Below are 20,694 nucleotides of genomic sequence, written 5' to 3' on the forward strand. Positions count from 1 at the left end.
CTTATCAGGTTTACGGTTCTACCGGTTCTTCCACGTCTTCTTCCGGCTCTTCTGTTGCTCCGCCGTCGAGGTTGGTGTCCACGTCAATGTCACCACCCTCTTTCCAAGCTTCAAGAGTAGCTTCCACTTCGATCTTCGCCATGCCGTAGACCTTGACCTTCACATTATAAGAAGTACCTTCGGCTGCTGCGGCACTCTCCGGAATCACGATGGGACGCTTTATATCGGTCGTACCTGCCGGGTTGGTTGAACCGTCATCGGTCTTGAAGGTCTGCTTCAGGGTGATTACCATTTCATATTCCTTTTCGCCGGGGGCTACCATCAGGCAATGACCTCTGTTCTGGTAAGTCTCACCCCAGTTTCCATCACCTTTTACCAAAGTTACGGGTACCAAATCCTTTGTTGTGCTTTCCTCTTCATTGTAGTCTTTCAGTACGAGGGCTGCTTCCTGTGCGTCTACGCTACCGGTCGGGACTTCGAAGAACAAGGTTTGTGTAGGAGCAACGGCCTCTCCACCCATGTCATAAGCCACAATCATTTTACCTGTGGTCTTGGATTTCACCGTGATTTTCTCCACTGACACGTCACTACAATCGTCATTCATACCCACAACTTGGAACGTGAAACGTGTCAACCTGTGCTTCATGACGATGTTCGGGATTACACCTGCACGTGCCGTAGCGGCGGAGAAGCCCGTACTACTTGCTGCAAGTTCGTCAGCGTCTGTCTTCTTGACAGCCATGCCTGTCATCAAGTCTTGCGAACCGTCTATTTTAAACCACACATACTTCTGGGTGGCATGACTGTTGGGGGTTATGACGGTATCCTTCACGATGAACTTGGAGTTGTCGCTGTCCGCGGTGTAACCGTTTGTATGGTCGTATATGTAGTTCGCGTCGTCCAAATGATAGGCGAAGAAGTCGTGCGTGCCTTCGTTGGGATAATAACGAGGCTTGTCGTTTACAGTCCACGTCAATTTGTTGTCAGTTTCCACCTTGGTTTGTTTAGGGGTCTGCACTTCATCGTTGGCAGAATTGACAATGGTTACTTTTTCATCCTCTTCAGCATCCTGATAGAACCACTGGGAATAATTCCAACCGTCGCCGTCGCCATTTGCGGAACGCTCCATCATGAGTACGCGGAGTTTCTCGCCGTTCCACCAATTACCGCGTTCACCGAAGTCGCCCACGGAACCGATGCCACGCTTTTCCACGGAAACCGATGGACCGGCCACAGCCAGTTCCACGGGTACCAACCCGTCATTTGCGCTTCCGGGTACGTTGCCGCCTGTGGCGACCACATCGTCATTGGAGCATCCGCTCCATACGCCCATACCAGCCACTAAGGCTGAAGCAAAAAATAACTTTTTCATCTTACGATAAATTTAAATTAAACAATATATGAAATTACACAGAATTGTGTCTTCTGTCTTTCTGCCGTTTTCCTTATTCCGGGATTTCGACATCGCCTCCGTCAATCCACCCCGGGAGGCCGTCTATTTCGAGATCCACCCTTTGCGGTCCGTAAACTTTCAGCAGCACTTCGTGCTGTTTCCCGGCTTGGAAGCCGCCTGCGAAGTGCAGGTTGGCATAACGCGCCGTGAACAACGAGCCCGACGGAATGAGGTCATCCGGGCGTGTGGTGATGAGGCGGTAGTGTATGATTACGCCCATTTCGTCTACCGGCGGGACGAGCAGTTGCGTTCCTATTTTCATGGGTTCAGCCTTAGGATCGCTCACGCCCGGTTCGGGGTTGAACATGGCATTTTCCATCTGGTAGGTCGAGCCGAACTCCTCCGGTGTGTTTTCGTGGGGCAGGTAAACCGTGTCGCGTTCCGTTTCCCATACGATGCCCGTCGGGGGAACGTTGGTCTCGTCCGTCCAGTCATGGGACACCCCCGCCCAGTCGGCGGCCACGGTGAATTGCGCCTTCGTGGTGATGACTAAGGCCACGGCCTGTATGCGTATCTCGCGCCCTTGGGCGGCCAGGTCGTCGAACGCCTGAACCTTGAAGTTGAGCCGTGCCAGTTCGTGCTTCACGCGAAGATGAGGTTCGACATGCAGGCGGGCACTTTTCGTGCTGTATACCAAATCCCCGGCATGATTCATGAGATATTTGGTTTCATCATTGTCCGGCAGCCTTTCGGCATCTTCTGTACCGGGACGGGCGTATGCCGACATCAGGTCTTGTGTGCCGTCAATCCGGAAGAACTTGGTGATGCTGCCTTGTGTCCGTTGTTCCGGGGCATATTCTTCTGCATCTCCTTTATAATAAAGGAAGAAATTGTATTTATGCTCCGGGTAAACCGCGCTGTAATACGGCGGCTCGCCATCGGCCCATATCAGTTCGCAGGCGGCTGAAATCCGTGCTTTGCGGTCGTTTATCAGGCAAAGGGGCGCACCGCCCCCAGTGGAAGTTTCGTCGGCTGTGAGGTCTGAGGGGACGTCGTACACATGGTTGCGCGTCAGGAATGCGTAGACGCCGAACTCCGCTGCCATCCATTTGGCACGTTCCTCTTCGTCGTCCCAAAAGCCGAAAGACCCTTGGCCCCGTTTTCCCGTCACTAAAGCGTAGGCCGGGTCGGTGAGCGACAGGGTGACGGGGATGCTGTCCGCTGTCATTTCCGGGTTCGGGTTGTCTGCGTCGTAGACGGGCGCATACAGTCCGGGGTAGGACTCGTTGCAGGCTGCGAGTGCGCAGCACAAACCTATTCCTGCGATGTATCTTTTCATTTCAGTATGTTTGCTTTTCCTCTTCATACGTTTCACACTTCAATTTCAAACGTTTCGCCGGGTATCCACTGGTCCAGTCCGGTCGAGGTGCTGCCACTGTTCAGGATACCGTCTTTGTCGATTTCCAGTGGTGTGCCGATTTCCACTGTGATGCTTCGGCTAGCTTGCCGGTAACCGCCTGCCTCTTCGTCCCATTGCAGTGACTTGCACTCTTTCAAGGTATGGTAGAGGTTGATGCCTGCATGGAACACTTTGGCAGCTTTCCTTTGTGTTCCTTCCTCTTCGTAGTCATAGTGGGTGTAGATGGCAATCTGCAGGATGCCCGGTCCGGTGACCATGTCTTCAGTATGGCTTCGCACGATGCCGGGAATGTTGACGGCGGCTTCACAACGCAACGCTTCCGTCGAGGTGCTATCGGCCGCTGAAGGCAGGGCGGCGTATGCCGGCCTGAACAACAGCTTGTAGGTCTTTTGGGCCAGAATCAGCCCCGTGGTCAGTTCCATGGTGGAAGGTACGCCGGAGATTTCGGCCGTAAGGCTGTCCACTACCACGCCTGCCGTCTTTTCGATGTGGAATGCGAACGACACGTCCTGCGTGAGTGGTTCGGGCGTGAAGTCCACTACCACCTGGCCTGTCCCTTCTTTGTCCAAAGGGACGGACACATGGTCCACCCGGGCATAGAACACGGGGCACCCTCACTGGAGATGAAGTCGGAGTAAGCGTTGTAATCCTTCCATTCCCCATACGCCCCCGCCACTTTCGGATCGTCTACAGGGTAGTGGCGGTAGGTAAGGTAGAGTGGGGTCAGGCCGCTTCCCAATGTGGCTGCGTCGCCTTGCGCGTCCACGATGTCGGTGGCATCTACCAGTTCACCTTCGTCCCATCCGAATGTGGCGAAGTTATATTCACCGCTGCGAACCCATAGGTTGTGCGTTCCGATTGGATCCAACGTGTCGGCCGAAGGCTGCCTTTCCGTCTCGGGCTGCATGAGGATGCCGTTGTTGCCGTTTTCTTCGGCGGTTATCCGGAATTCATACCGCAAGATGTTGACCGGACGCACGGCTATTACTCCCATGCTGTCGGGGCGGTTTCCTTGGTATTCCTCTTTCCAATGAAAACGGAAATCCATGAAAGAACGGTGAGGGTGTTCTGCCTGGCATAAGTCCACTTCTGTACATGAAGCCATGGCGCAGAGGAGCGGGAGTGCGGCAATCAGGCTGCTATACGGTTTCATACGCGTCCCTCCTTTCTTGTTTTCTCGGGGATGCTGTGTCGTAGCCTTCCTCTGTCGGCCCAATATCCGTCGGATAGTTTGCCTTTTATGTGAAAATAGGTTTCCACGGGATCTTCTTCTTTGGATTCTTTATTTTTCTTCTTACGTCTTTTTTCTTTCCGGCTTGCTTTCTTCTTGTCGCCAGTGTCTTCGGGCGTGTCGGCTTTGGCGCTTCCGGATGGTGTTTCGGAGGTGCCGTTGCCCGTTGTGGCTTGGGGGGCAGCCGTCACTTGCTCTTCCCCTTCCGTTTTCTTTCCTTTCCTCTTACGGCGGGACTTGCCCTTCTCCCCGGCCTCTGCTTTGGCCTTCTCCTTAGCCACATCTTTTAGTGAGTCGTTCAGCTCCAGTGTGCGGCGGAGCGAGTCGCGTGAGAGTTTCTCAGCTTCTGCTTCCTTGCGGCGCACCTTGTACATGGAGTCACGGATTTCCCAGTTGCGTTGCCGTACGCGTACACGTTCGTTGAATTTTTCTTTTTGCCGGGTATCCCATTCGTCGTAACGTTCGGCTCCCCCCTGTACTTTCTTTCCGATAGAGCGGAAGCGAAAGACGAATGAAAGATGTACGTCCTGTACCACCGGAAAAGGTACGATATGCCGTCCTTTCGAGCCTTGGTAAGTGTAGCATCCGTATTCTTCGTCATAGCCGAACTTGTCGTATGCCGTCATCTTGGCACCGACGGCCAAACCCAGATCCAAGTCTACGCTTCGACCATCCTTGAAAGGATAAAGGGGAACGCTCCACCCTCCGGTGAAGCCGAAGTTATAACTGTCGCCCTGTTTTCCCTTCCTTCCTAAGCTGAAAGTGTATTTTTCATACCCGACGTATAGACCTACATAATAGGCGCGCCAATTTCGGGGATTTGTGAATGTACGTCCGGAGAGCACATTGCGTCTGAAGCGTCTGAAGCCCCAAAGAGGTAAGGAAATGGTGGTGTCTCGGTTTTCTTTCGTGTAGCGTTCCATAGCCCCTCTGATCGAGCCACCCGTACGCCAATACTTCCGGAATTCCACATTTCCTGCTGCTACGTTGTACACGATGCGCGGCTGTATGGAATGGTGGGTATTCCAATTATATTTGCCGTTCATAAGTATGGAGAAACGGGTCTTTTCATTGCCTGCCAAGTCAAACTCCACCCCGAGGTTCGGAGTGGCTACTACCCAATCCACGGCGTTGGTCATGATGGACCAACGTTTAAGGAAGGGCACGGTATCGTGTTTTACGTCCTTTGTTCCGGATAAGGATTGCCCGTAAAGAATAGCGGGTGTCAAGCAAACCCACATCAAGAGTGTCCTAATGATCAACTTTTGCATTCAAACAATATCGTACAATTCGGTTTTCAATACTTTTTTAGCATTTTACAAGTCTATCTCTTACTAAGAGAGCGTACAGGCCGCGTAACTCATTATGTTACAGCTATTATTATGGAAAATATTTCGCAAAAGGTTTGCGTATTTTGTTATTTGTTTTAGGGGGGTAAATTTTAACAAAATAAATTTCTTCATTTGCTTTCTTTTACCTACTTTAGCGGTCGATTAGTCGCTCTCTTAGTAAGAGATAAACCGGATACATATATTTTTAACCGGTGTTGTCATGACAACTTGTGGAAGGGGAATATCAGACTTTTGTTGTCAGCAAAGTTATATCGGAATTACGTTAATTTAAATCAAACGTTTTTTTGCGGTGTTTTGATATGGGCGTAAAAACTTTGTGGGAACATCCCCTACACAGGGATTTCACAAAAATATCCTTCATCTTTCAGGTTGTATGGTAATTCTCTCATAATATTGATGTTACAATCTGAAGGATGTTTCAGATATCTTTCAGCCATGATTCATTTCAACCGGCTCAGATTGATGAACCGTTTGGCGCAGACTGAAAAATCGTTCGGCTGATACTGAAAAATCGTTCGGCGCAGAACTTTTTATTGCTCTCTGCCATGAAATGGAACTGAAAGATGGCCTATCTCTCCTTCATTTCATAATACATTTCGTGACAAGTAGTTGGTGTACGGCCTGAAGGATGAAGGGGTTTTTCTGAAAAACTCTTGGAAGGGGAAACATGTAATCAGTAAAATGGGAGGAAACGTGTTCCGTTTTCCTCCCATTCTTGTTTATTTCTGCTGCGGTGAGAATATCAGGTCAATGATATCTGCTTCCTTGAAGAACTTCTTGGCAAACTTCTGCACGTCCTTCGGTTGGATGGAAGCCACGAGGGTTTCCATGTTTTTCGGGTCGTTCAGGTTCACTCCTGTCTTATAATATGTAACCAAGGTGGTCAGCCAATAAGCATTGTGCTGTTTGCTTTGTTCAGCCTCTTTCAGCGTGTTCTTGACCACTTTGCTGAGTTCTTCTTCCGTAACCCCCTCACGGATGATATTGTCCACTTCCTTATAAAGCAAGGGTTTCAATTCATTCGCCTTTTCAGGGTCACATTCGAAGGTCATATACATATTATAATTGTTGTATGGTTCGCGTGAGGCTGAGCCGCTTACCCCTACGCCGTAGGTTCCGCCTTGTTCTTCGCGGATGGTCTTGGTATAGCGGTTGGTGAGGATATTGCCCAGTATGTTGATGGTATAAGCCTCTTTCAAGGTGTACTTCATTTCCCTGTTGAACAGGACTATGACTGTGGACTTCGGAACCTCCAACGGAATTTCTATGTTCTTTTCCACTTTGCCTTTCGGTGCCCTGACCTGACGGTCCACCCACTTCTCATTCCGGTAGAGGGAAGGGAGGGAACCTATGTATTTCTGGGCCATGACCCGCGCCGTGTCTTTGTCCACGTTCCCGACGATGAAGAAAGTAAAATCGCTGGCGTCGCAGATACGGTCACGGTAAGCCTTTTCAATACGGTCGAGCGTCAACCGGTCTACGTATGCGTCGTTGAACAATTGTACGCGCGGATTGTAGTTGGCAGAAATCAATGAGAGAGAATCACGCATGATGGTCTGCGGTTGCCCGGCAATCTGCTTGGCATAGATATGGTTGCGTTCGATGATGACTTTATGTGCCAGAGTATCGAAGCGAGGTTCCATGAAACGGAGGTACATCAGTTGCATCATCGTTTCGAAGTCTTTGGGCGTAGAGCTTCCGTTGACGTTCTCATACAATCCGCTGATAGAGACCTCACACCCGGCCTTTTTACCAGTCAGCAGCTTGCCCAATGCGATTTCGTCGTAGGTACCCAAACCGTAGTTCGAAGCAAATTGTCCGGCATTGGATGCCGCAGGGAGGAAATTGATATCCGTATATAAAGAAGAACCACCGGGACTGTAAGCGGCTAAGGCCACTTCGTCTTTTTCATAATCGGCCTTGCGGTAGATTACTTTTGCCCCGTTGCTTAAAGTCCATTCTTCGGCTTGGAATTGTGGCAGTTCCTTCACTTTTGTGATTGTTCCGGCTGTGGGCTCTTTTTCGATGAGGTTGCCTTTTACGCTATTGTCTTCGTATGCAGTTACTTCCTTTCCTTCCATTTCGGCAAGGATGTCCCGGGCCTCTTGTTCCGTCAGGTGTGTGACGCCTTCGCTCGGGCCGCTGATGACGATGGTACGGTTATTCGCTTTCCACCATCTGCGGGCTTGTTGGGATACCTCCTCAGCCGTGATGGTCGGAAGGATTTCCTTGACAGCTTCGGCGTAGTCCCCAATATCAATAATGGCTTCGTTGGTCAAGAAGTGGGATTGCATTTCCTCAGCATAAGCATCGTTGGAAGTTTTGTCCTTGTCTTTCACCATAGATTCAAGGCTTGTCAGCATATTGGCTTTTGCGCGGTTCAGTTCGTCTTCGGTAAAGCCATGTTGGAATATCCGTTCGTGTTCCTCTAAGGCCCCGATGAGGGCTTCTTTTTCCTGGTTCGGTTTAGCTGTCGCACTCACGGAGTAACCATAATATCCCCTTGCCATGCCGAAAAAGCCGACCGAAGCTTTTACGTAAGGGGCTTGTCCGCGTTGAATAATCTCTCCGATACGTTCACCCACCATACTGTTGTAAAAGCCGATCATCAAACCGTTTTTCACGTCCTGATACGTGGCATATCCCTTGCCGTCGTATTCTTTGTCGCGGAAGATGCGGATAACTTGTACGTTGGATGAAGTAGCTTCCTTGTCGGTGGCCAGGCAGAAATAAGTTTCGTCATGGGACGGGATTTCAAAAAATGGGCGCGGTTCCGGATTAGGGATAACGGGAATGGACGAAAAGACTTTCTTTATCTTTCCCTCCATATTCTTGATGTCGAAATCTCCTACAATGGCAATGGCTTCCAAGTCCGTGCGGTACCATTTGTGGTAAAAGTCGCGCAGGGTTTCGGGCTTGAATGTCCGGATGACATCCAAATTGCCGATGACATCACGCTCGGCATATTTCGAGCCTTTGTAGAGTATAGGTCTTTTCTGGTTATAGATGCGGGTTGCGCTGGTATTGCGTGTACGCCACTCCTCTGTGATGACCCCGCGTTCCTCGTCGATGTCTTTCGGGTCGAGGGTCAGGTAATAAGACCAATCGTGAAGGATGAGCAGGCACGTGTCCGTCAGGCTTTCGTCTGCCATCGGCACATCACTGATGTTGTACACCGTTTCGTTCTGCGTGGTGTAGGCATTCAGGTTTCCACCGAAGGAGATACCGTGGCGTTCGAGTGTGGAAATCATGCTGTTGCCCGGGAAGTTCTTACTGCCGTTAAAGGCCATGTGTTCCAAGAAGTGGGCTAAGCCGTCTTGATCGTCATTCTCCAGTAAGGCGCCTGCATTGCGGATGATGAAGAAACTGGCCCGGTCTTTAGGTTCTTCGTTATGCCGGAGATAATAAGTGATACCGTTCGGTAGCTTGCCGATCAGGACATTCGGGTCTGCCGGAAGTTTCTTGTTCCAGTCGATGGGTTGTGCATACCCTATCAGGCTGAGAAACAGGAATGACAGCAATAGAATTTTTTGTTTCATAATTTAAAAGTATAAAATCAGACTGTATGAGCAGCCTGTGATTAAGATTTCTGATTGTCTTTGTTGCGGATTTCCACTCTTCGGATTTTTCCGCTGATGGTTTTGGGCAGTTCGTCTACAAACTCGATGACTCTCGGGTATTTATAAGGTGCAGTGACTTGTTTGACATGGTTTTGCAGAGTCTTGACCAAATGCTCTTTATCTACATCTTTGTAGTCTTTTGCCAGTACGATGGTAGCTTTTACGATTTGTCCGCGAATCTCGTCGGGTACGCCTGTGATGGCGCATTCCACTACGGCAGGATGTGTCATCAATGCGCTCTCCACTTCGAAGGGACCGATGCGGTAGCCGGAACTTTTGATGACGTCGTCCACCCGTCCTACAAACCAGAAATAACCGTCTTCATCTTTCCAGGCCACATCGCCTGTATAATATATGCCGTCATGCCAGACTTCACGGGTGAGGCCTGGGTTACGGTAGTATTCCTTGAACAATCCCAATGGTTTGCCATGGGTGGTGCGGATGACTATTTGTCCCTGTTCGCCCGGTGCAGCCGATGTTCCGTCTGTTTTGAGTAAATCTACTACGTATTCCGGATTAGGTACTCCCATGGAACCGGGTTTAGGAGCCATCCATGGGAATGTGGCGATAGTCAAAGTCGTCTCTGTCTGTCCGAAGCCTTCCATCAGTTTGATACCGGTCAGTTTGCGGAATGTTTCGTACACGGCCGGGTTCAGCGCCTCGCCTGCAATCGTGCAATAATGCAGGGAAGAAAGGTCGTAATGCGTCAGGTCCTCCCGAATCAGGAAGCGGAAGACCGTGGGGGGGGCACAGAGCGATGTGATATGGTAATCTTGTATCATTTGCAGGATGTCGGCCGGATGGAACTTTTCATGGTCGTATACAAAAACCGTGGCTCCGGCAATCCATTGGCCGTACAGTTTTCCCCATACGGCTTTTCCCCATCCCGTGTCGGCCACGGTCAGATGCAGGCTGTTTTCGTGCAGGTTATGCCAATAACATCCGGTTGCGATATGCCCGAGCGGATAAGTGAAATCATGAGCCACCATCTTCGGTTCGCCGGTAGTTCCCGAAGTGAAATACATCAGGGATATGTCATCGTTCCGATTGGGATGTTCCGGTTTGACAAACGGTGCGGCTCCTAAAACGCCTTTTTGAAAGTCTTCAAAACCATGGGGCACGATTGGTCCGGCTGAAACGAGATGTTTGACGGAAGGTGAATAGGGGAGAGCGTCTTTGACGTGGTTCAAGATGACCTCTTCGCCGGCACAGACAATCATTTTGATGTCGGCGGCATTGTTACGGTAGATAATGTCTTTTCCGGTCAGCAGATGGGTGGCCGGAATGGCTACGGCTCCGATCTTGTGCAAGGCGATGATGGAGAACCAAAATTCATACCGGCGTTTCAATATAAGCATGACCATGTCCCCGTGTCCGATGCCTAACGATTGGAAATAAGAAGCCGTACGGTCTGTGTAGTCTTTCAGTTCGGAGAAAGTGAAGTCATGGTGTACACCATGGTCGTTCGTCCAACATAAGGCTATCTTGTCCGGGGCTTCTGCGGCCCATGCATCTACTACATCGTATCCGAAATTGAAGTTCTCCGGTACCTTTACATGGAAATTTTGGATGAAGTCGTCTTGCGACGTGAACGTCGTTTGACTTAAAAATCTCTCCAGCATAATCTTTTTCTTAAAGTCTAAAAAGTCGCAATATGTACTTAATTGGGTACAAAGGTAATAAATAATGGCCTATTTAGTCCTTGTCCCGTTGGAAAAATAATATGCGAATCCGCTTTGCAGTGCATATTTGCCGCCCTGAAGTCAGGCCAAGTCTACTACGGTGATGCCGGCTCCTCCAAACTGTACATGTTCGTCTTTGAAATCTTTTACGCCGGGCACCGTGTGCAGGTATTGGCGAATCAGGGTTCGCAAGATGCCGGATCCCGTCCCGTGCAGGATGCGTACTCTGGATATACCTAATATTATGGCATCGTCTATAAAATAGGTAACAGCTTGGATGGCTTCGTCTCCCCTCATGCCCCGTACGTCGATGTCCTGTTTGAAATTCAGTTTCTTTTCGTATATGTTGTCTTGCGTCTGTTTGCTGACGAAGGTGGCAGCCTGTGTCCGTGCCGGGGCATCGGGGGCTGTGGCCCGTTCCAACCGTTCCGGTTTCACGTTGGTGCGCATCATGCCGAAAGTGACGATGGCGTTCTTTCCGTCTATCTCCTCTATCGTGCCTACGGTGGTTTGCCCTTTGATGCGTACGGTCTCGCCGGGTTGCAGGGGACGGTTGCGCTCTTCCGTTTCCCGTGCGGTTTGCAGCAAGGCATCGGGCTGTGCTTTCCGCATGGCGGCTTCGGATGCTTTTTTCTCTTTCCGTTCGGCCTGTCTTTTTTTCCGTTCCTGCAGTTGTTGCATTTTGCGGGCTATCTTGTCCGCTTCATGTCGTTTTTCGATGTCGTCCAAGGTCTTTTTAAAATCATCCAATTCCTGGCGTACGTTGCGGGTCTTTTCTTTTTCAGCCTGAGCCTCCCTGATGGTTTTAATGGTGTTCTCTATCTTGGCATTCGATTCCCGGAGCAGTTGTTCGGCATCTTCTTTGGCTTTGCGCAAGATTTCTTTCCGGCTGCGTTGCAACTCTGCGATTTCCGTTTCGTAACGGGCTATGGTCTTCTCCATTTCCTTTTCCCGGAGATGGATGTTCTGCCGTTTGTTTTCCCAATACCGCTTGTCTCTTACGATGTCTTGCAGGTACTTGTCCGCGTTGATGTATTCTTTGCCCACCAACTCGGACGCATCGGCTATTACTTCCTCAGGAATGCCTATCTTGCGGGCGATTTCCACGGCAAAAGAACTGCCAGGATTGCCGATTTGCAGTTGGAACAGGGCCTGCATGTGTTGGCGGTCGTAGAGCATGGCCCCGTTCACTACCCCCTCATGGTCCTCGGCGAAGTGTTTCAGGTTTTGGTAGTGTGTCGTGATGATGCCGAAGGTCTTTTTTTGGTTGAACCGTTTCAGGACGGCTTCGGCTATGGCGCCGCCGATTTGCGGTTCCGTGCCGCCTCCGAATTCGTCGATGAGCAGAAGACTGGTGCCACAGCAAGCTTTCATCATGTTTTTCATGTTGAGCAAATGGCTGGAATAGGTGCTCAAGTCGTCCTCTATGCTCTGCTCGTCCCCGATATCGATAAAGATACTGCCGAAAATGCCGGTGCGTGAGTTTTCCCCGATAGGAACGGGAAGTCCGCATTGCAACATGTATTGGATGAGGCCTACGGTCTTCAGGCATACGGATTTTCCGCCCGCGTTGGGACCGGAGATGATGAGAATACGCTGATGTCCGTTCAGTTCGATGTCGAGCGGTACGATTTTTTTCCCGTGACGGGTCAGGGACAGGTATAGCAAGGGATGGCGGGCCATGGTCCAGTCTATCAGCGGCGCCCCTTTGATGTCCGGTGTCGTGGCATCGAACTGGTGGGCTAATCCGGCCTTGGCATGGATGAAGTCTATTTCGGCCAAAAACTCGTAGGATTGCAGTATTTCCTGATAATGAGGCCGGACCTCAGCCGTGAATTCTTGCAATATGCGTATGATTTCACGCCGTTCTTCTCCTTCCAGTTCGCGGATACGGTTGTTTGCCTCCACCACTTCAGCCGGTTCGATGAAGACCGTACGTCCTGTGGAGGATTCATCGTGGACGATTCCTTTTATTTTACGCTTTAAAGCCGGTGCCACAGGAATGACCAGACGTCCGTCGCGCATGGTGGGAGTGACATCCTTGTCCACCACGCCGTCTTGTTGCGCGTTCCGCAAGATGGCGTGCAGTGTGCGCGAGATTCCGCTTTCGGCAGCGACAAGTTCGCGGCGGATGCGCAACAGTTCGGCGGATGCCGAGTCTTTGATTTTGCCGTATTTGTCGAGTATGTTTTCAATGCGGTGTACCAATTGAGGGTAGACGGAGATCCCTTGCGTCAGGCGGCGTAAAGCCGGATAGGGGACGGAGGCATCGTCGGCGGGGCGTCTTTCTTCTGTGTCGTTATCTTCTTCGGTTTCCTTATTGAGAAACCGTACGATGTTGATAATCGTGCAAAGCGAGCGTTTCAGGTCGAACAATTCCGTTTCGTCGAGATAAGTACCTTCTATTCTGATGCGTTTGATGGCCGGGCGTACATCATAGAAGTCCTGCTCCGGAAAGTCCTCTTCTCCTTCCTGAATGCGCAGGAATTCCCGTGTCTGCTCTTGCAATTCGCGCAATAGATGCAAATCCGTCAGGAATTTCATCTGTACGACGCGCTCTATGCCAAGCGTACTCAGGCAGTGTCCCGTCAATAAAGTACGTATCTCGTCAAATCCTATTTTCTGTTCAAAATTCTGTGGATAAATCATATTTCATTTGGGTTAGCGGGTGCAAAGTTAAGAAAAAGCGGCATAAGATATTCTTTACTCGGTTCTTTTCTGGCCTGGCTGTCCGTATAAGGATAGGATGTTTTTAGTACGGAGGAATACTGGCGTGGAGGTTAGCCATCCCCCTCTACATAGAGGAATATAAGTCTGTTTTAGGATAGTTTTAATGTTATTCAGAACACTCTTTGCGAAGAATCAGGTCAGTTTATAAACATGAAGATATTTATTTTGCAATTTGAAAAAAAAAAGAAAATGGAAGAAGGATTATTGTTGGTGAATGATGATTTTGTGATATTGCGAAAAAAGGATGTATTCTCGTATGATGGTCTAACAGCAGTGAAGAGTTTTTCCCATTCGGTCTCTGATAAAATAAAAGTGGAATGGGTGATTATTACTATTATTATTTCAGGGGAAGCGGAATGTACCATCAATGGAAAAAATTACAGGGTACAGGCACGCGATATAATTATGTCTTTACCTAATTACGTCTTGGAGCGACGGGGGGAAACGAAGAATTTGTCTGTAAATTGCCTGTGCATTTCTCGTTCTTTATTTCAAAAGAGCATTTCATTCTCTTCTTATAATTGGGATGTAGTCTCATTTTTGATGGCTCATCCGGTGTTGTCGCTTACGGATATGGAGTATACATGTTTATCTTTGTATTACTCTTTAGTATCAGTTAAAATTGGAGATAAAGACAAAATGGGGTATAAGGAATCCATGCGTTGTTTGTTAAAGTCGTTTATGTGTGAGTTGTACGGTGTGATAGGACGTTATATATCTGTTGGTTCGGTTGATTATTCACAGGGGAATAACTTGTTCAAAGGATTTTTGGATATACTTACATCGGTGTATCCCAAACCTCGTTCCGTATCCTTTTATGCAGAGAAGTTAAACGTGACTTCTAAATATTTGTCTTCTGTTTGTAAGGCGACATGTGGCGACACGGCTTCTGTATTGATTCATAAGGCGGTGACGAAAGACATCGCGGATTTGTTGTCTTATTCAAACAAAAGCATTAAGGAAATTATGGTGGAATTGGATTTCCCTTCCCTTTCTTTTTTTGGCAAATATGTGAAAAAGCATTTTGGTGTCGGGCCTAAAGAGTATCGTTCCAGACATTTATCCTAATACGACATCCAGAATCATCATTAGTACGAAACCCATGGCAAAACCGATTGTCCCTACATTGGAATGTTTGCCTTGGGAAGCTTCCGGAATCAACTCCTCTACGACCACGTAAATCATTGCGCCAGCGGCAAACGACAGCAAATAGGGCAATATGGGGGTAATGTAGGCCGCCAACAGAATCGTCAGGATAGCTCCGATTGGTTCTACGACGCCGCTCAATGTGCCGATGCCGAAAGCGCGCAATCTGCTGTTTCCCTCACTACGCAGGGGCATGGAGACGATGGCACCTTCCGGAAAATTCTGTATGGCGATTCCCAAAGATAAAGCCAATGCACCGGCCATGGGAAGATAAGTGCTGTGTTCCATGGCGGCGGCCAATGCTACTCCTACGGCCATTCCCTCCGGAATATTGTGTAATGTGACGGCCAATACCAACATGCTTGTCCGTGACAATTTGCTGTGCGGTCCTTCGGGTGAGGGGCTGCCTAAATGGAGGTGCGGGGTGATCCGGTCCATCAGCAAGAGAAATGCAATACCTGCTATGAAACCGCTTACGGCCGGGACGACCCGGGTAGCATCTTCCGTGCCGCTCATTTCTATGGAAGGTATCAGCAGCGACCATACGGAAGCCGCCACCATGACACCGGAAGCGAATCCCAATAAGGTTTTCTGTACTAAATCCGGCATTTGCTTCTTCATCAGAAAAACACAGGCGGCACCTAAGGTTGTACCGGCAAAAGGTAATAATAATCCTATGATTAGTCCTTCCATGATTGTATATTTGTCATATTATTCCAATGTAATTTCACCGGCCAGACTGGTATTCATGAGGTGCCTGACTTTTTCGGAGGGCAGGTCATGTCCCAAAAGGAACATCAATTTGGTCAATGCACATTCCGGGGTGCTGTCATATCCGCTGATAACCCCGGCTTCCAGTAACTGGCGTCCTGTTTCATATCGTTCCATCTCCACACTTCCCGACTGGCATTGGGTTATGTTGATAATGATGATGTTACGTGCTGCGGCTTCCTTGATGAGTTTGATAAACCACGGCTTCTGTGGGGCGTTGCCCGAACCGAAGGTCTTCATGACTACGGCTTTCAATCCTTTGATGTTGAAGACTGAAGTAATGATGCTTTCTTGTATTCCGGGAAAAAGTGTGAGAACCACTACATTGGTATCGAACAAGTAGTGTGCTTTCAGGGGACGGGACGGGTCAGGCCGGCGTATGCGTTCCGGTTTGATTTTGATGTCGATGGCACTATGCCCCAGGCACGGATAATTATACGACTTGAAAGCATTGAATTTTTCTGCATTGATTTTCGTGGTACGGTTGCCCCTCATCAGGTCTCTTTCGAAATAGATACAGACTTCCGGCACCATGGCCGTACCGTCCGGATGTTTGGCCGCAGCAATCTCGATGGCGGTAATCAGGTTTTCTTTGCCGTCTGTCCGCAACATGCCCATCGGAAGTTGTGAACCGGTCAAGACAACCGGTTTAGACAGGTTTTCCAACATGAAACTCAATGCAGAAGCTGTATAAGCCATAGTGTCGGTTCCATGCAGGATGACAAAACCATCGTATTGTCCGTAATTCCGTTCTACAATTCGTGCCAATCTAGCCCAATGGTAAGGTTCCATGTCGGAAGAGTCAATGGGGGGATCGAAAGAATAGGTGTTGATATGATAATTAAAACGTTTCAACTCCGGAACAAAGTTCAGCAAGTGGTCGAAGTTGAAGCTTTCCAATGCTCCTGTTTCCGGGTTTTCTATCATTCCGATAGTTCCACCTGTATAAATCAGCAATACGGAGGGGGCAAAGTCTGTCATATATCCATGGTTTTGCGGTTCATTTGCAAATATAGTGATAATTTCTGGATTTTGAGGTGGAGTGAATCGCTTTTGTTTGTGTTTTCTAAAAATGCTTAAACTTGGAAAGTTTTCCGTTGGAAATTTGTTTCATTGTAAATTAAAGGCGTTCTTTGCAAAAGTTTCTATTGGAAAATAATGATAATACAAAATAATAAGTAAAGAATATGAAGTATGTAATTATAGGAGGAGTGGCTGGTGGTGCGACTGCGGCTGCCCGGATTCGTAGGAATACGGAGAAAGCGGAAATCATTTTGTTTGAAAAAGGAGAATATATATCGTATGCCAATTGCGGTTTACCTTATTACATAGGTGGGGTGATTAGTGACAGGGAGCGGCTTTTCGTACAAACTCCGGAGGCTTTTGCACGTCGTTTCCGTGTGGATGTCCGTACAGCATCCGAGGTGACGGCAATAGATGTACGTCGAAAAGAAGTTACGGTAAGAACATCTGACGGTCGGGAATATGTGGAAACTTACGACAAACTCTTGCTTTCGCCCGGAGCCTCCCCGGTACGTCCTCCTTTGACAGGTATCGACAGCCGTGGAATCTTTACGTTGCGTAATGTACAAGACACCGACCGTATAAAAGATTACGTACGACAACATCAGGTCAGACGTGCACTTATCGTAGGTGGCGGTTTCATCGGTTTGGAAATGGCTGAAAATTTGCAACATACAGGGGCAGAAGTGGCTGTGGTGGAAATGGCAGCTCAGGTCATGGGACCTATAGATTTTTCTATGGCGGCTTTAGTGCATGAACATCTGTTGCAGAAAGGGGTGAAGCTTTATTTGGAACAGGCGGTGGAATCTTTTGAGGAAACCGCTTCCGGAGTGACGGTAAAGTTCAAGTCCGGTATCACGATAGAGACGGATTTGGTGATTCTTTCCATTGGGGTACGTGCTGAGACATCGTTAGCCTCCGCTGCAGGATTGGAATTGGGAGAGATGAAAGGAATCCGTGTGAATGACTATCTGCAGACATCGGACGAGTCGGTGTATGCGGTCGGTGATGCGATAGAATTTCCTCACCCTTTGACCGGTAAGCCTTGGCTGAATTTCTTGGCGGGGCCTGCCAACCGGCAGGCACGTATCGTGGCCGACAACATGGTGTTCGGCAATAAAACAAGATACGAGGGAGCCATCGGGACTGCCATTGCCAAGGTGTTCGACCAGACCGTGGCTTCAACAGGTCTTCCGGCCAAACGTTTATTGCAGTTGGGGATACCTTATCTTTCGGCTACGATACATTCCGGTTCTCATGCCGGATATTATCCCGGAGCCTTGCAGATGGCCATAAAGATTACGTTTTCTCCCGATGGAGGCAAACTTTACGGAGCACAAATCGTGGGGTATGACGGTGTGGATAAACGGATAGATGAATACGCTATGGTCATTAAGCGCGGAGGTACAGTGTACGATTTGATGGAGTTGGAGCACGCTTACGCTCCACCTTTTTCATCAGCCAAGGATCCGGTGGCGGTATCAGGCTATGTGGCCGGGAACATATTGAACGGGAAAATGAATCCGCTTTATTGGAGGGATTTAAAAACGGCTGATTTGAACCGCGTGACATTGGTGGACGTGCGTACGCCCGACGAATATGCACTGGGAGGGATAGACGGTGCGGTGAATGTGCCGTTGGATGAGATGCGGGAACGTTTGGCAGAGTTACCTCTCGATAAACCTGTGTGGGTGTATTGTGGTGTGGGGTTGCGCGGTTATCTGGCTTCTAATATCCTGAGAGAAAACGGCTATGACGTGAGGAATCTGATAGGAGGGCTTAAGACCTATAAAGCGGCTGTGAATCCGGTTCTTCTTCCCGATGCGTCTGAAGGCGTTTGCGTTCAGAAGTCAAGTGGCACATGTTGTGCAAGTCAGGAGGAAAAGGTGCCGGTTGCCCGCATTGTCCGGGTAGATGCTTGTGGTATTCAATGTCCCGGTCCTATTCTGAAATTGAAGAAGAGCATGGAACAACTACGACCAGGAGAATGTTTGGAGATACGTGCCACGGATGCCGGTTTTCCCCGTGATGCCGAAGCCTGGTGCCGGATGACAGGAAACCGTTTTGTTTCTGCCCAAACCGAAAATGGTACATACATAGTCAGAGTAGAGAAAGCGACACCTTGTGCGATGGAGGTTTCACTTCCGGACTCGACGGCAAAAGGCAAGACCTTTATCTTGTTCAGCGATGATTTGGATAAGGCGTTAGCCACTTTTGTTTTGGCTAATGGTGCTGCGGCTACTGGAGAGAAAGTGACCATTTTCTTCACTTTTTGGGGATTGAATGCCATTAAGAAGACAGAAAAGCCAAAAGTGGAGAAAGACTGGTTGGGAAAGATGTTCGGCATGATGTTGCCGTCCGATTCCATGAAACTGAAACTTTCAAAAATGAATATGGGAGGCATGGGAGCACGGATGATGCGCCATATCATGAAACGTAAAGGCATTGACTCGTTAGAATCATTACGCCGCCAGGCCATTGAAAACGGAGTGGAGTTTATAGCCTGCCAAATGTCCATGGATGTGATGGGGGTGAAAAAGGAAGAGTTGTTGGACCATGTGACGATTGGCGGAGTGGCTACGTATATGGGGCGTGCCGAAGAGGCTAATGTAAACTTGTTTATCTAACGGCGCGATGGAAAAAATCAAATGTATTTGTGTCATGAGGGACCTTTACCGTTCTCTTGCTTTGTTGGAAACCCGTTTGTCGGAAACATACGGTTTATCATTGAATGAAGCGATGGTCCTGTGTAGCGTTGGGGAAGAAACCGTGATGGCAGGGGCGGTCGTGGAACGTACGGGGCTGACGGCCTCGCATGCTTCCAAAGTGATACGTTCGGTAGAAGAAAAGGGCTTGTTAGTTCGATCCTTGGGAGAGAAAGACAAACGCCAGATGTTTTTTACCCTGACTGATAAAGCCAAGGAAAGGTTGGAAGACATCAGAAAGCATGGGATAGAGATCCCCGATTTACTGCTTCCTTTCTTCCAATAAGAGACGGAACATATCTGAAAATCCCCATGGCCGGTTAGGACCATGGGGATTTTCAGATGTCCGAATTCTTTTCAGAACAACAATTTTACAATGGCATATCCACCGAATACCAACCAGACATAGAGGATGCCGGCCAGATAGAAGGGTTTGGCTCCGGCTTGTTTGAATTTGTCTATGCTGGTTTCTGCACCGAGCGCCGTCATGGCCATGGTGAGCAAGAACGTGTCCACGTTATTGATGAACCCTATACCTGCCTGCAAAGTTTCCTGAGGAATGAAAGTGGCAGATTGTAATAGGGAATTAATACCGATGACGACCAAAAAATAAAAAGCGAACCAAGGTATTGTGATTTTACTCTTTCCAGCTGCGCCTTTATTTTTTTGTTTTCCGGAGAGGCAAACGCTCATGATGACCAAAACGGGTGCCAACAGCATGACGCGTATCATTTTGGTGATGGTGGCGGCATCTGCCACGTTGCCTCCCGCAGCATCGATGGCGTTACCTGCTCCGACTACATGGGCGACTTCGTGCAGGGTCGAACCTATGTATACGGCTATGGCTTGGTCGCTTAAGCCGTCCAACCATCCGGCACGGTACATGATGGGGTAGAGGAACATGGAAAGCGTCCCGAATATCACCACGGTGGATACGGCAACCGCTGTCTTGTGGGCTTCGCAGCGCACGACCGGTTCGGCTCCCAACACGGCTGCAGCCCCGCAGATGGCACTGCCTGTAGAGGTCATTAAGGCTGTCTGGCTGTCTACTTTGAGTAATTTTCCCATTAATATACCTAAAGCCAATGTACCGGCGACGATAATCAAGTCGGCCGTAATGGCCGGAAGTCCTATGGCCAGTACCTGTTGGAAAGTCAGCTTGAAGCCATAGAGTACTACACCTGTGCGCAAGATTTGTTTGGAACAGAACTTGATTCCCGGAACCCATGTTTCGGGCAGTTTGTTGCGTAAGCTGTTGGCGTATAGCATGCCTAAGATGATACCGACAATCAGCGGGCTGAAGGAAAGCTGTTTGACGAACTCGAATTCTGCGATGTAAAAGGCAGAAAACGAAAATAATACGATAAGCAAAATTCCGTGCAGGACTTCTCCTTTGTTTTCCTTGAACATAAATTTATATGGGTTTGGTTATAAACATTTTGTAGGTCTTTCGCGCAAAGGTACGACAAATAATTGTTATGAATGTACGAAAAGGCATGTTTTTTAGGTTGTGGGGATATAAGTTCATATTTCCGCCACGCGGTACCGGTTCCCATAATGCGTATGCACTTTCTGCACCCCTTCGGTCACGAGGGCTTGCGCCAGTTTGGGCAGCGTCACG

14 protein-coding genes are annotated in these 20,694 nt (G+C 48.9%); 3 read left to right on the forward strand and 11 right to left on the reverse strand.

The window, feature by feature from the left end; all coding sequences use genetic code 11:
* Positions 1–10: 10 nt before the first annotated feature.
* The 8 genes from HMPREF9442_RS02225 to HMPREF9442_RS02255 all read right to left on the reverse strand — a co-directional run bounded on the left by HMPREF9442_RS02225 (position 11) and on the right by HMPREF9442_RS02255 (position 13,347).
* Positions 11–1,372 (reverse strand): fimbrillin family protein, encoded by a 1,362-nt coding sequence (locus tag HMPREF9442_RS02225; RefSeq protein ID WP_008624864.1) that lies wholly within the window; start codon positions 1,370–1,372, stop codon positions 11–13.
* Between the two features lie 73 nt (positions 1,373–1,445).
* Positions 1,446–2,732, reverse strand: a complete 1,287-nt coding sequence (locus HMPREF9442_RS02230) for a hypothetical protein (protein WP_253270987.1) — start codon at positions 2,730–2,732, stop codon at positions 1,446–1,448.
* Between the two features lie 32 nt (positions 2,733–2,764).
* Positions 2,765–3,358: a hypothetical protein gene (locus HMPREF9442_RS16605; RefSeq protein WP_253270988.1), complete on the reverse strand. Its 594-nt coding sequence runs from the start codon at positions 3,356–3,358 to the stop codon at positions 2,765–2,767.
* A complete protein-coding gene (locus HMPREF9442_RS16610; RefSeq protein WP_008624876.1) occupies positions 3,352–3,966 on the reverse strand; it encodes a hypothetical protein in 615 nt (204 codons plus the stop codon). Before HMPREF9442_RS16610 ends, HMPREF9442_RS16605 begins: the two co-directional genes overlap by 7 nt.
* Entirely contained in the window at positions 3,963–5,210 is a 1,248-nt protein-coding gene (locus HMPREF9442_RS02240) for a DUF3575 domain-containing protein (protein ID WP_253270989.1), read from the reverse strand. The genes HMPREF9442_RS16610 and HMPREF9442_RS02240 overlap by 4 nt, the downstream gene beginning before the upstream one ends.
* Before the next feature lie 905 nt (positions 5,211–6,115).
* Positions 6,116–8,935, reverse strand: a complete 2,820-nt coding sequence (locus tag HMPREF9442_RS02245; protein WP_008624886.1) for a M16 family metallopeptidase — start codon at positions 8,933–8,935, stop codon at positions 6,116–6,118.
* Positions 8,936–8,976: 41 nt separating this feature from the next.
* Positions 8,977–10,638, reverse strand: a complete 1,662-nt coding sequence (locus HMPREF9442_RS02250; RefSeq protein WP_008624887.1) for an AMP-binding protein — start codon at positions 10,636–10,638, stop codon at positions 8,977–8,979.
* 141 nt (positions 10,639–10,779) lie between these two features.
* Entirely contained in the window at positions 10,780–13,347 is a 2,568-nt protein-coding gene (locus HMPREF9442_RS02255; protein ID WP_008624889.1) for an endonuclease MutS2, read from the reverse strand.
* A 231-nt stretch (positions 13,348–13,578) separates the two neighbouring features.
* Between HMPREF9442_RS02255 and HMPREF9442_RS02260 the strand changes: the two genes are divergently transcribed.
* The gene (locus HMPREF9442_RS02260; protein WP_008624890.1) at positions 13,579–14,496 is read left to right on the forward strand and encodes a helix-turn-helix domain-containing protein; all 918 of its coding nucleotides are present in this window, start codon (positions 13,579–13,581) and stop codon (positions 14,494–14,496) included.
* Here HMPREF9442_RS02260 and HMPREF9442_RS02265 read toward each other — a convergent pair.
* Together HMPREF9442_RS02265 and HMPREF9442_RS02270 are read right to left on the reverse strand one after the other, a co-directional pair.
* Complete coding sequence (locus HMPREF9442_RS02265) at positions 14,488–15,267, reverse strand: ZIP family metal transporter (protein WP_008624891.1); 780 nt, start codon at positions 15,265–15,267, stop codon at positions 14,488–14,490. The two genes, HMPREF9442_RS02260 and HMPREF9442_RS02265, sit on opposite strands and share 9 nt — an antisense overlap.
* Positions 15,268–15,285: 18 nt before the next feature.
* Positions 15,286–16,326, reverse strand: a complete 1,041-nt coding sequence (locus tag HMPREF9442_RS02270) for an asparaginase (RefSeq protein ID WP_008624892.1) — start codon at positions 16,324–16,326, stop codon at positions 15,286–15,288.
* Between the two features lie 206 nt (positions 16,327–16,532).
* On the opposite strand from HMPREF9442_RS02270, the gene HMPREF9442_RS02275 reads away from it, so the two are divergent.
* Together HMPREF9442_RS02275 and HMPREF9442_RS02280 are read left to right on the forward strand one after the other, a co-directional pair.
* Complete coding sequence (locus tag HMPREF9442_RS02275; protein WP_008624895.1) at positions 16,533–18,995, forward strand: DsrE/DsrF/DrsH-like family protein; 2,463 nt, start codon at positions 16,533–16,535, stop codon at positions 18,993–18,995.
* Between the two features lie 7 nt (positions 18,996–19,002).
* Positions 19,003–19,359, forward strand: coding sequence for a MarR family winged helix-turn-helix transcriptional regulator (locus tag HMPREF9442_RS02280; RefSeq protein ID WP_008624896.1), 357 nt, complete (start codon positions 19,003–19,005; stop codon positions 19,357–19,359).
* A 71-nt stretch (positions 19,360–19,430) separates the two neighbouring features.
* On the opposite strand, the gene HMPREF9442_RS02285 is transcribed toward HMPREF9442_RS02280, so the two are convergent.
* Positions 19,431–20,483, reverse strand: coding sequence for a YeiH family protein (locus HMPREF9442_RS02285; protein WP_008624898.1), 1,053 nt, complete (start codon positions 20,481–20,483; stop codon positions 19,431–19,433).
* Positions 20,484–20,694: the final 211 nt, after the last annotated feature.

The sequence above is a fragment of the Paraprevotella xylaniphila YIT 11841 genome, assembly GCF_000205165.1.
GTDB classification, from domain to species: Bacteria; Bacteroidota; Bacteroidia; order Bacteroidales; family Bacteroidaceae; genus Paraprevotella; species Paraprevotella xylaniphila.

Bases quoted from the DNA above. Each gene is read 5' to 3' on its own strand.
- HMPREF9442_RS02225 (WP_008624864.1), bottom strand. From the start codon at position 1,372: ATGAAAAAGTTATTTTTTGCTTCAGCCTTAGTGGCTGGTATGGGCGTA.
- HMPREF9442_RS02230 (WP_253270987.1), bottom strand. From the start codon at position 2,732: ATGAAAAGATACATCGCAGGAATAGGTTTGTGCTGCGCACTCGCAGCC.
- HMPREF9442_RS16610 (WP_008624876.1), bottom strand. From the start codon at position 3,966: ATGAAACCGTATAGCAGCCTGATTGCCGCACTCCCGCTCCTCTGCGCC.
- HMPREF9442_RS02245 (WP_008624886.1), bottom strand. From the start codon at position 8,935: ATGAAACAAAAAATTCTATTGCTGTCATTCCTGTTTCTCAGCCTGATA.
- HMPREF9442_RS02250 (WP_008624887.1), bottom strand. From the start codon at position 10,638: ATGCTGGAGAGATTTTTAAGTCAAACGACGTTCACGTCGCAAGACGAC.
- HMPREF9442_RS02255 (WP_008624889.1), bottom strand. From the start codon at position 13,347: ATGATTTATCCACAGAATTTTGAACAGAAAATAGGATTTGACGAGATA.
- HMPREF9442_RS02260 (WP_008624890.1), top strand. From the start codon at position 13,579: ATGAAGATATTTATTTTGCAATTTGAAAAAAAAAAGAAAATGGAAGAA.
- HMPREF9442_RS02265 (WP_008624891.1), bottom strand. From the start codon at position 15,267: ATGGAAGGACTAATCATAGGATTATTATTACCTTTTGCCGGTACAACC.
- HMPREF9442_RS02270 (WP_008624892.1), bottom strand. From the start codon at position 16,326: ATGACAGACTTTGCCCCCTCCGTATTGCTGATTTATACAGGTGGAACT.
- HMPREF9442_RS02275 (WP_008624895.1), top strand. From the start codon at position 16,533: ATGAAGTATGTAATTATAGGAGGAGTGGCTGGTGGTGCGACTGCGGCT.
- HMPREF9442_RS02280 (WP_008624896.1), top strand. From the start codon at position 19,003: ATGGAAAAAATCAAATGTATTTGTGTCATGAGGGACCTTTACCGTTCT.
- HMPREF9442_RS02285 (WP_008624898.1), bottom strand. From the start codon at position 20,483: ATGTTCAAGGAAAACAAAGGAGAAGTCCTGCACGGAATTTTGCTTATC.